The 10284-nt window shown below is 54.6% G+C and carries 13 protein-coding genes and 1 pseudogene; 11 read left to right on the forward strand and 3 right to left on the reverse strand.

Going from position 1 to position 10284, the window contains the following annotated elements; translation table 11 throughout:
* Position 1 precedes the first annotated feature (1 nt).
* From ACQ86N_RS43220 to ACQ86N_RS43265, 10 genes are all read left to right on the forward strand, one after another.
* A complete protein-coding gene (locus tag ACQ86N_RS43220; RefSeq protein ID WP_431212449.1) occupies positions 2-952 on the forward strand; it encodes an MFS transporter in 951 nt (316 codons plus the stop codon).
* A complete protein-coding gene (locus ACQ86N_RS43225; protein WP_431212450.1) occupies positions 949-1539 on the forward strand; it encodes a hypothetical protein in 591 nt (196 codons plus the stop codon). Before ACQ86N_RS43220 ends, ACQ86N_RS43225 begins: the two co-directional genes overlap by 4 nt.
* A gap of 19 nt (positions 1540-1558) precedes the next feature.
* Positions 1559-1780, forward strand: coding sequence for a DUF6814 family protein (locus ACQ86N_RS43230; RefSeq protein WP_431212451.1), 222 nt, complete (start codon positions 1559-1561; stop codon positions 1778-1780).
* A 142-nt stretch (positions 1781-1922) separates the two neighbouring features.
* A complete protein-coding gene (locus tag ACQ86N_RS43235; RefSeq protein ID WP_431212452.1) occupies positions 1923-2618 on the forward strand; it encodes an ATP-binding cassette domain-containing protein in 696 nt (231 codons plus the stop codon).
* Positions 2608-2850, forward strand: coding sequence for a DUF4162 domain-containing protein (locus ACQ86N_RS43240; RefSeq protein WP_431212453.1), 243 nt, complete (start codon positions 2608-2610; stop codon positions 2848-2850). The genes ACQ86N_RS43235 and ACQ86N_RS43240 overlap by 11 nt, the downstream gene beginning before the upstream one ends.
* Positions 2851-2909: 59 nt before the next feature.
* Complete coding sequence (locus ACQ86N_RS43245; protein ID WP_431212454.1) at positions 2910-3506, forward strand: hypothetical protein; 597 nt, start codon at positions 2910-2912, stop codon at positions 3504-3506.
* The gene (gene eno, locus ACQ86N_RS43250) at positions 3406-4194 is read left to right on the forward strand and encodes a phosphopyruvate hydratase (RefSeq protein ID WP_431212455.1); all 789 of its coding nucleotides are present in this window, start codon (positions 3406-3408) and stop codon (positions 4192-4194) included. Before ACQ86N_RS43245 ends, eno begins: the two co-directional genes overlap by 101 nt.
* A gap of 121 nt (positions 4195-4315) precedes the next feature.
* Positions 4316-4633, forward strand: coding sequence for an FtsB family cell division protein (locus ACQ86N_RS43255; RefSeq protein WP_431212456.1), 318 nt, complete (start codon positions 4316-4318; stop codon positions 4631-4633).
* A gap of 315 nt (positions 4634-4948) precedes the next feature.
* A complete protein-coding gene (locus ACQ86N_RS43260; protein WP_431212457.1) occupies positions 4949-5071 on the forward strand; it encodes a hypothetical protein in 123 nt (40 codons plus the stop codon).
* Positions 5072-5236: 165 nt separating this feature from the next.
* Positions 5237-5695, forward strand: coding sequence for an endonuclease III domain-containing protein (locus ACQ86N_RS43265; RefSeq protein ID WP_431212458.1), 459 nt, complete (start codon positions 5237-5239; stop codon positions 5693-5695).
* Positions 5696-5964: 269 nt separating this feature from the next.
* Here ACQ86N_RS43265 and ACQ86N_RS43270 read toward each other — a convergent pair whose 3' ends face one another.
* From ACQ86N_RS43270 to ACQ86N_RS43280, 3 genes are read right to left on the reverse strand one after another with little or no spacing between them, the layout of a single operon-like run.
* A complete protein-coding gene (locus ACQ86N_RS43270) occupies positions 5965-7674 on the reverse strand; it encodes a serine hydrolase domain-containing protein (RefSeq protein WP_431212459.1) in 1710 nt (569 codons plus the stop codon).
* The gene (locus tag ACQ86N_RS43275) at positions 7665-8513 is read right to left on the reverse strand and encodes a glycoside hydrolase family 3 protein (protein ID WP_431212460.1); all 849 of its coding nucleotides are present in this window, start codon (positions 8511-8513) and stop codon (positions 7665-7667) included. The genes ACQ86N_RS43270 and ACQ86N_RS43275 overlap by 10 nt, the downstream gene beginning before the upstream one ends.
* The gene (locus ACQ86N_RS43280) at positions 8497-8652 is read right to left on the reverse strand and encodes a hypothetical protein (RefSeq protein ID WP_431212461.1); all 156 of its coding nucleotides are present in this window, start codon (positions 8650-8652) and stop codon (positions 8497-8499) included. The genes ACQ86N_RS43275 and ACQ86N_RS43280 overlap by 17 nt, the downstream gene beginning before the upstream one ends.
* A 570-nt stretch (positions 8653-9222) precedes the next feature.
* Here ACQ86N_RS43280 and mutL point away from each other — a divergent pair.
* A pseudogene (gene mutL, locus ACQ86N_RS43285) lies at positions 9223-10079 on the forward strand (DNA mismatch repair endonuclease MutL); the annotation flags it as partial.
* Positions 10080-10284: the final 205 nt, after the last annotated feature.

Consider the following 10284-nt stretch of genomic DNA (forward strand, 5'->3'; position numbering starts at 1 on the left):
TATGTCATCCACATCCATCGCTCCTGCAAAAGCAATCCGCAAGATCATCATCGCTTCGTCCGTAGGTACCCTGATAGAGTGGTACGACTTCTACATATTCGGAAGCCTCGCCACTGTGATCGCCGGCCAGTTCTTCCCGAAGTCGAATCCCACCGCCGCGCTGCTGTCCACACTGGCGACCTTTGCGGCCGGCTTTGTCGTTCGTCCCTTCGGCGCGCTGGTCTTCGGTCGTCTCGGCGATCTCATCGGTCGTAAATACACATTCCTGCTGACGCTAATTCTGATGGGGGTTCCACCTTCGCCATCGGTCTCGTACCGGGCTACGAAAGCATCGGGTTTCTGGCACCCCTGCTGGTGCTTCTTCTCCGGCTCATCCAGGGGACTGGCGCTGGGCGGCGAATACGGCGGCGCCGCGACCTACGTGGCGGAACATTCGCCCATTAACCAGCGCGGCTTTATACATCCTCGGATACAGGCCACGGCCACGGTAGGACTTTTTGTAAGCCTGGGTATCATCCTGCTGACCCGGCACGTCCTCGATCCCGACACAGCCAAAAGCATCGAAAAATTCAACAGCTGGGGCTGGCGCATCCCCTTTCTCGTCTCGATATTGCTGGTTGCCATCTCGGTCTATATCCGTCTGAAGATGCAGGAGTCTCCCCTATTCCAGCAGCTAAAGACCGAAGGCCGCCTGTCTGCCAACCCCTCAAAGAAAGTTTTGGGCACAAGACAAATCTCAAGGTCGTCCTGCTCGCCCTCTTCGGCGCCACCATGGGCCGTGGCGTTGTTTTCTATACGAGCCAGTTCTACGCGCAGTCGTTTCTCGAGACCGTTTGTAAGATCGACTTCGACCAGGCCAAGACGATGCTTCTCTTCGCCATTCTCCTGGCCACGCCATTCTTCGTGGTGTTCGGCGGCTGGAGCGACCGCGTCGGAAGAAAATGGATCATGATGGCGGGCATGCTGCTGGCGATCGCGACCTATCCTTTCTTATTCCGGCAACTGCTGACCATCTCCGGCACCGAAGGGAGGACCGCGCTGAATGACCAGAAAGAGATCAGGTCTTCCGTCTCCTTCATCGCCGGCAGCCGCGACCTGATCCGCACTTCGTCCACACTCCTGCACTACGACGGCGGCCTTCTGATCACGGAGACCCAAAAAGATACCGTCTACGCCAGCGGCAAAGCGGCTGCCAAACCCGCCGTCATCACCAGCAGGACCCTCGGCGACGCCGACTACTGGAAAATGGTGGGCATCCTCTTTCTGATGGTCCTGTACGTGACGATGGTCTACGGTCCGATAGCGGCCTTCCTGGTCGAGTTGTTCCCGACGCGGATACGCTATACTTCCATGTCCCTGCCCTACCATATCGGCAACGGCATATTCGGCGGTATGACCCCTTTTATCGCGACTCTGCTGACCACGCTGACCACCGGTAACAAACTGGTCGGACTCTGGTACCCCATCGCGGTGACGGGGATCTGTCTGATCATCGGAGTTCTCTATATCCCATCCAGACCCCGCGAACTAGAGGCGTAAACAAAAAAATCACTACAGTATGAACCTACTCAAAAGAGCCCTCGGTATAGTTTGGATCGTCCTGGGTCCTGTCATTCTCTACTGGCTGATCCGTACCGGCGCGGCTGAGATCGCCAAAAACCCCGCGGCCAACACCAAAATTCAATGGAGCGTATTTATCGTGATCTTTATCCCGATCGTCGCAGGGCTGGTTCTCTTCGGCTATTATTCCGTTAAAGGTGAGTACGACGACGGTAAGTAAACCACTCCATCAAATCCCCAGGGAAAAGATTTCCGCCCCGAGGCGGTCCGACGCCGCCCATGGTAAGACGGTGGGGAGGGAAAAAATTATTTTTTTTGATAATCTTTCCCGATCCCTCAAATTCGCGTAGTAATTTTTTTAAATGTCTATTGAAGTTAGGGACCTTACGAAAATCTATGGCGAGCAAAAGGCGGTCGATTCCATCTCCTTCACGGTAGGTAAAGGCGAGATCGTCGGCTTTCTCGGACCCAATGGTGCGGGCAAGTCCACCACCATGAAGATCATCACGGGCTACCTCGGACAGGATGGAGGTGAAGCCGTTGTATGCGGTATCTCCGTCAGGGAAAGGCCGCTCGAGACAAAGAAGAAGATCGGCTACCTTCCGGAAGCCAACCCGCTGTACCCGGATATGTACGTGAGGGAATATCTGGACTTTATCGCCGATGTCCACCAGGTAAAAAGCAAAAAACAGCGGATCGAGACCGTCATCACCCTCGTAGGCCTTACCGTCGAAAGCAATAAAAAGCTTGGACAGCTGTCCAAAGGCTACAAGCAGCGCGTGGGACTGGCCGCCGCGCTGATCCACGATCCGGAGGTGCTGATCCTGGACGAGCCTACCAGCGGCCTCGACCCCAACCAGATCATCGAGATCAGGGACGTCATCAAACAGCTGGGGAGGGACAAAACGGTCCTTTTCTCCTCGCATATCCTGCAGGAAGTAGAGGCGCTCTGCGACCGGGTAGTGATCATCAACCGTGGCCGCCTCGTGGCCGACAGCCGAGCTCAGCCGCCTCCGCCAGGAGAACAGCCAGTCCGGAAAGATCAGGGTGGCCTTTGAGGGCGGCCCAACAGCCGATCAGCTAAAACAGCTCGCCGGCGTCACCCGGGCAGTCTCCGTCTCTGCCCATGAATGGGAACTGGAAACCTCCGAGCCCGACGAGCTAAAAAAACTATTGCTGACCCTCGCTTTGCAGAACAATTGGAACATTGTTTCTTTGCAGAGCAAAAACCAGAGCCTGGAAGAGATCTTCCGGAGCCTGACCAGCAGCCCGCAGACCCCGATTGCCTGAGCCAGCCTTGTCAAAATATTTTAAACTACAGTAAGTAATTATTAAAACCAAGAACCAACATGAGCTACATTGCCGACATCCATGCAAGACAGATCTTAGACAGCCGGGGTAATCCTACCGTCGAAGTCGACGTCGTTACGGAAAACAACCATCGCGGCCGCGCCGCAGTGCCCAGTGGCGCTTCTACCGGTATCCACGAAGCGGTTGAGCTGAGGGATGGTGACAAAAATGTCTTTGGCGGAAAAGGGGTCCTGAAAGCAGTGGCCAATGTAAATGATATCATCGCCGACCAGCTGATCGGTTTCCCGGTCAACGAACAGGCTTCGCTCGACGCGCGTCTTATCGAAATGGACGGCACCGAAAATAAAAGCAAGCTGGGCGCCAACGCGCTGCTCGCTGTCTCTATGGCTGCAGCTAAAGCGGCGGCTAAAGAAAGCAAGTTGCCCCTCTACCGTTACCTCGGCGGCACCAACGGCACGATACTGCCCATGCCCCTGATGAATATCCTCAACGGCGGCGTGCATGCAGACAACAAGATCGACTACCAGGGAATATATGATCGTCCCCGTCGGCGCCGAGACCTTCAGCGAGGGCCTGCGCTGGGGTGTGGAGATCTTCCACCAGTTGAAATCCGTTCTCAAGAAGAAAGGTTATAGCACCAACGTCGGCGATGAAGGTGGCTTTGCCCCGGATATCCAGAGCAACGAAGAAGCCATCGAAACGGTTCTCGCGGCTATCGAAGCAGCAGGCTACAAGGTAGGCAGCCAGATCGGTATCGCCCTCGACGCGGCCAGCAGTGAAATGTTCAAGGACGGCAAATACAAATTCTATAAGAGCAGCGGCAAAGAGCTGACCAGCGACCAGATGGTGGATTACTGGACCTCCTGGGTAAACAAATACCCCATCATCTCCATCGAGGACGGAATGGCGGAAGAAGACTGGGACGGCTGGAAAAAGCTGACAGACGCCATCGGGAATAAGGTTCAGCTTGTCGGCGACGACCTGTTCGTGACCAATACCAAGATCCTGCAGAAAGGTATCGACCGCGGCGTAGCCAACAGCATTCTGATCAAGGTCAACCAGATCGGTACGATCACGGAAACGATCAACGCAGTACAACTAGCTCAGACTCATGGTTATACAACAATCATGAGCCATCGCAGCGGCGAGACCGAGGACACTACGATCGCGGACCTGGCGGTAGCCCTCAACTGTGGCCAGATCAAGACCGGCAGCGCCTCCCGTACGGACAGGCTGGCCAAGTACAACCAGTTGCTCCGCATCGAGGAAGAACTGTCTGACGTTGCTATTTATCCAAAAGGACGTATCAAATTCAAGAAATAAGTTGTAGCTTAAGGTCCCGGACTGGTGGTAAACGACCGCTCCGGGATCCTTTTTTAAGAGATCGGTTCACAAATTCCGGATCCCTAAATACGTCCCGGCTGCATTCCCGGGACAGGACATAATGAAAATTTTAACACATATCCCTCCTTTTCTCAAGAACAAGTACCTCCTTACAGGCGTTGGATTTACTGTGTGGATACTGTTCTTTGATAACCGGGATTTCATTACAAGCCATTTCAGGGAAAAGGGAGAGTTGTTGAAACTTCAGCAGAGCAAAAAGTACTATGAGCAGCAGATCGCGCTTACCAAACAGGAGCTTGATCAGCTGAAGACGAATCCGGCACTGCTGGAAAAATACGCCCGTGAAAAATATCTTATGAAACGGGACAACGAAGACCTCTTTCTGATCCGGGAAGAAAACACCGCTAACAAGCACTGATAATCAGACATTTGCACTTTCCCGCCCCTTTTTAGCTAATACAGTGGATATTGCGTCCGGCTGGCCGGAGGCCTTGAGAAAGGCTCATAATAATTTCATAACGGACAATATCCCAATCCAAATCCCGTTTTTAAGGAGGACGTTTCACTTTTACTACTTTCGGACATTATTAGGACATTAAATGGTTTTGCCTATGACACTCTTTACACCGGAGGATCTTTTGCGGTATTTGTATAAAGAGTCTTCCCGGAATTAACGGCGGCAATTGATGCTGCCCTGAAGGAGGACTGGATGCTTCGGGAAAAATTGGAAGTTTTGCGCTCTTCGACGAACGAACTGGACAAGGTTACTGTTGCACCTCGTATGGAAGTTATCATGCGCGTAATGGACTACGCGAGAAAGACTGCCGTACAGGAACCCACCGTATCACATCACTGATCGTTGTACCAAGCCGCCATTGTATTCCATAACAGACAACAAGAGGTCCTGTGAAGGACCTCGTCCGAAGGACGGACTTTAACGCATTGCCGAAGATTCGCAAAATTTTGGCAAGCGAATCTTCGGAGCGCATTTCGTAAATTCGCGGTCATTGAATATTCTCCGATGACCAGAAAGGAACGATATCAATTCGTACTGGACTACTTCAGCAAACACAATCCTGATGCAGAGACAGAGCTCTTGTATGACAGCCCTTACCAGCTGCTGGTAGCTGTTATCCTGTCTGCTCAGTGCACGGACAAGCGGGTCAATATGACGACCCCGGCGATCTTCGGGCAATACCCGGACGCGGAGTCCCTCGCGCGCGCCAGTTTTGACGAGCTGTTCCCGCTGGTGCGCAGTATCTCATACCCCAACAACAAGACTAAACACCTCATCGGCATGGCTCAAATGCTCGTGGACAAATTCCACGGCCAGGTGCCTCTTACCGTTGAGGAACTCATCGAGCTGCCCGGCGTCGGCCGCAAGACGGCCAATGTCATCACCTCCGTCGTCGACAACCAGCCCAATATGGCTGTTGACACGCACGTCTTCCGCGTCGCCGCGCAGTTGGCCTCACGCTGAACGCCAAAACGCCGCTGGCCGCCGAAAAACAACTGCTGCAGTTCATTCCCCGTGAGCAGGTGCATATCGCGCACCACTGGCTAATACTTCACGGGCGCTATGTCTGTAGTCGCCCGTACGCCGAAGTGTGAGCAGTGCCCGTTCAGGCCGGCCTGTAAGTATTATCAGAAAAATTTGAAGAAGATAGTGGAGAAAATAAAGGAGTAGGTTATTCGGGCTGAGGAAGCCAGCCTCCCTTACATTCTCTGTCCGCGGCGCCGGGCGGGAGTCTACTTCTTCTTCTTTTTCTTCCCGTGAACCGGCGCTACGGCAGATGCGCCTGCATCCACGCCCATCGCCTGGTAGACCGTCTCCTGGATCCTCCCGCGTATACTCAGACCCGACAACCGCGGATTGTTCTCAATAGGATTCACGCGGTTCGAAAGGAAGATAAAGATCAGATTATACTTCGGGTCCACCCATACGCAGGTGCCCGTGAAGCCGGTATGTCCAAAGGTTGCCGGCGAAGCCGAGAGGCAGGGATAGGGCTCCTTGCGGTGCGCGTTGTCTTTCTCCGGCTTGTCGAAGCCGAGGCCGCGACGGCTGATATCGCTGTGATAGCCTGTGAAGAGCTGGATTGTCGATGGCTTAAAGAATGTGATACCGTTCATGCTGCCACCGTTGAGAAGCATCTGCTCGAGAACAGCGAGATCGTAGGCATCGCTGAACAAACCGGCATGGCCTGCCACGCCGCCAAACATCGCCGCACCGGGGTCGTGTACGTCTCCACGGATCAGCTGATGACGAAAAATGGGCTCGTCGGCCGTTGGGGCTATACGCCACAACGGGAACCGCTGCCGCGGCTTGAATCCGGCGACCGTCATGCCCAGCGGATCATAGAAGGTCTTTTTGACGTACTGGTCGAGGGTCATCCCGCTGATCGCCTCTACGATCATTCCGAGGAAAATGAAATCGTTATCGCTGTAGATGTATTTTCGCGGCAAAAGATGGCTCTGAACGATACGCAGGTTCATCGTATCCCGCCAGTCGTTGCGCAAATACATCTTGTCGGCAACCCTTACCCCGTGGGTGCTATCGGGCGTCGGCATAAAAAAGCCAGGAAAGGGATCCTGCTGTTTCGTCGTATCGACTATCTCTTTATAAAAAACGACGTCAGGTACGAGCCCTGCCTGATGTAGCAGGATATCCCAGAGCCGCAGCGTATCCTTGTCACTTCCCTTCACCCAGGGCAGATAGTCGCCCAGCGTTTTCTGCAAGTCGAGGCGCCCCTCGTCATAGAGCTTCATCACGCTGACGGTCGTCGCGCAGATCTTGGTGCAGGAAGCCATATCATAGATGGTCTCGGGATAGACGGGCTCCTTCCGGTCGTAGGTCATATATCCAAAGGCCTTTTCATAGGCAATCTTACCGTCTTTGGCCACCAGCACGACGCAGCCCGGTGCGGCCCTTTGTCCGACGGCTTCATTGGCGATCGCGTCAATTTTTTCCAACTTCACCGAATCCAGCCCCACCGCCGAGGGTGACACATCCTTTAGCGCCCGTGCCGGAACGATGCCAGCTCCGGCCTTCCATTCGTCGCATACCGACACCGGCAGGCGGCCACGCGCCATGAATTTGCCGTTGAGAAGATCGGCGGCAACGGTCTGAGTAACGGAATCGTCTTCGTAGCACGCGATCAGCGTATGCGCGTCGCAGCTATTCCTGATCGCATAGGGATTACCAAAGAAAAAGGTGACCGCCTTTTCTTTCTGCTGCAGCTCGTGCAGCAGCCAGGCAGCGGGGCGGCTGATCGCGAAGTTGCGCGCGGGAAACCGCGCGTAGTTGTGCATGCCGATCACCACCGCCTCGTAACGGCCGCTCAGCAGTTGCAGTGCCGCGGCGGCCTTGGCGCTGTCGAGGTCGTAGTCAAAGAAATAGACATGAGCGCTGTAGTCGTTTTGCATGCGACGGCTGAAGGCATTGTCTTCTGTCAGCCCCATTCCGATATACGCGATCTTTTTCTCTTTTTTCTTCTAGCGGTCAGCCCCGTACCCACAAGGTCGATCCCATCACCGCCTTCGCTCTGCGAAGCGGAACGAAGGGGAAAAACGGAGGAGTCCTCACGTAATACGGTCAGCGCATCCACGGCCACGTCGTGCCGAATTTCCGTGATACCCGTGTTGAGGTCGGCGGTCAAATGGTCCTTCTTTACAGGCTTCCATTCGGACAGTCCCAGGTTGTACTTGGCATACAGGACTTTTTTGACCCGCGCGTCGATGTCTTTCCATTTGAGCTTTTTGTCCTTGATGGCGGCCCTGATCTTTTCCAGCGCCTGACCTATGTCTCCGGGCAGGCAGAGCATGTCGTTGCCCGCGATAAGTGACTGCACTGAGGCGTCGCCGTCGGGAAAGTACTTCGACACGCCTTTCATTTCCAGCGCATCGGTAAAGCTGATCCCGGTATAGCGCAACCGCTTGCGCAGCAGTTTCGTTACGTTATTATAAGAGAGCGAGGTCGCCCTGTTGGGCGTATTGTCGATGGCAGGGATATACAGGTGGGCGATCATCACGCTGCCGACACCGGCGTCGAACAGCTGGCGAAACGGATAAAGCTCAAGAGAGTCCAGTTGTTTTTTGCTCTTGTTGATGACGGGCAGATCGAAATGGGAGTCGACCGCAACGTCACCATGGCCCGGAAAGTGTTTGGCACAGGCCATGACGCCTTCGGCCTGCATCCCTTTAACATACTGGACGCCGTATTCGGCTACTTTGTATTTGTCTTCGCCGAAGGACCGGTCGTTAATTACCGGATTGTCGGGGTTGTTATTGACGTCGACCACCGGCGCGTAGTTGACACTGGATACCGATGCGCCTGCACTGTGCGCCGACCATCCGGCCATACCGGTGGATCAGCGCGGGATCGCTGGTTGCTCCCAGCATCATCTGCCGCGGCAGACCCCCGACGCTGTCCATACGCATGCCGAGCCCGTTCTCTGCGTCGATACAAAAAAGGATGGGCGTACGCGTGATGCTCTGGTAATAGTTGATATGATCGGCCTGGCTCAGCGGCCCCCCTGAAACATGCAGATCCCGCCCACGTTGTACTTTCGTACTGCTTCCTCCACCTGCTGGTCGTAGAACACGGCGCGGCGGGTCGTAGCGTCGATCCCGGAGCCCCGCACGACCATCAGCTGGGCAATCTTCTCGTCGGGGGAAAGGGTCTTGAAAACGCTGTCTACCCAGCTATCGGCGGTAGGTCTCTTCGTTTCCTGGGAATAGTTTTTAAGGGCCAGAGTAACCAGGGGACAGTTACAAGGAGCGACTTTCTCATAAAGGAAAATGTGTCAAAAAATATCCAAAAAAATATAATTTTTTGCCGCAATATCTCTAATATCTGTCCGCTCGGCCTTTTGGCCTCGCGTAAGAACTGGACTCCGTCCGGTTCCGCTAATAATATTCGGCGTAAATTGCACACAAATTAAGGTAGAATTGCCAGACATCATTCAATTATTGCCCGATAACATCGCCAATCAGATCGCGGCAGGGGAAGTGATCCAGCGTCCCGCCAGCGCCGTTAAGGAGCTGCTCGAGAACGCCGTCGACGCCGGGGCTACCGAGATCCGTCTCTTCATACAGGACGCCGGCAAACAGTTGATACAGGTGGTGGACAACGGTAAGGGGATGAGCGAAACGGACGCCAGGATGGCTTTTGAAAGGCACGCGACCTCCAAGATCCGCAATATTGACGATCTTTTCCATATCCGGACGATGGGCTTCCGCGGCGAGGCGCTGGCATCCATAGCCGCCGTGGCGCAGGTCGAACTGAAGACGAGAAGACCCGAGGACGAGACAGGTACCTGCATCGAAATAGAGAACAGCCGCGTCGTCCGCCAGGAGCCGGCAGCCCTCCCCACCGGCAGCAGCATCGCCATGAAAAACCTCTTCTTCAACGTGCCCGCCCGGAGGAATTTCCTGAAAAGCAACCCCGCGGAAATGCGCCATATCGTCGACGAGTTCATCCGCGTGGCGCTCTCCTTCCCTTCCATTTTCTTCTCCCTGAGCAGCAACGGGCAGGAAGTGATGCACCTCGAAAAAGGAAGCCTGAAACAACGGATCGTCCAGATCCTCGGCAGCTCGCAGGCGCCCCGGCTGGTATCGGTACAGGAGAACACGGACTATCTCAACATCTATGGCTTCGTCGGTAAGCCGGAAACGGCAAAAAAGACCAGGGGGGATCAGTACTTCTTCGTCAACAACAGATTTATACGCAGCGCCTATCTGAACCACGCGGTGATGAGTGCCTACAAGGACATGATCCCGCAGGAGAGTTTCCCCTCTACGTGCTGTTCATCGACCTCGACCCCGAACAGGTCGATATCAACGTCCATCCGACAAAGCAGGAGATAAAATTCGAGGATGAGAAGATCGTCTATGCCTTCGTCCAGGCAGCCGTAAAACACGCGCTGGCCCAGTTCAGCGTCACGCCAACCCTGGACTTCGACCTGGACCCCTCTATACAGGGCCTGGATGCGGTCAACAAGCCGATATCCGACGAAAAGAAGGCGGAGGTCGCCTCGTCCTCGCTCTATCAGACCTTTACCAAAAAGAACC

Origin of the sequence: Puia sp. P3 (assembly GCF_050632245.1) — a bacterium.
Lineage (GTDB): Bacteria > Bacteroidota > Bacteroidia > Chitinophagales > Chitinophagaceae > Puia.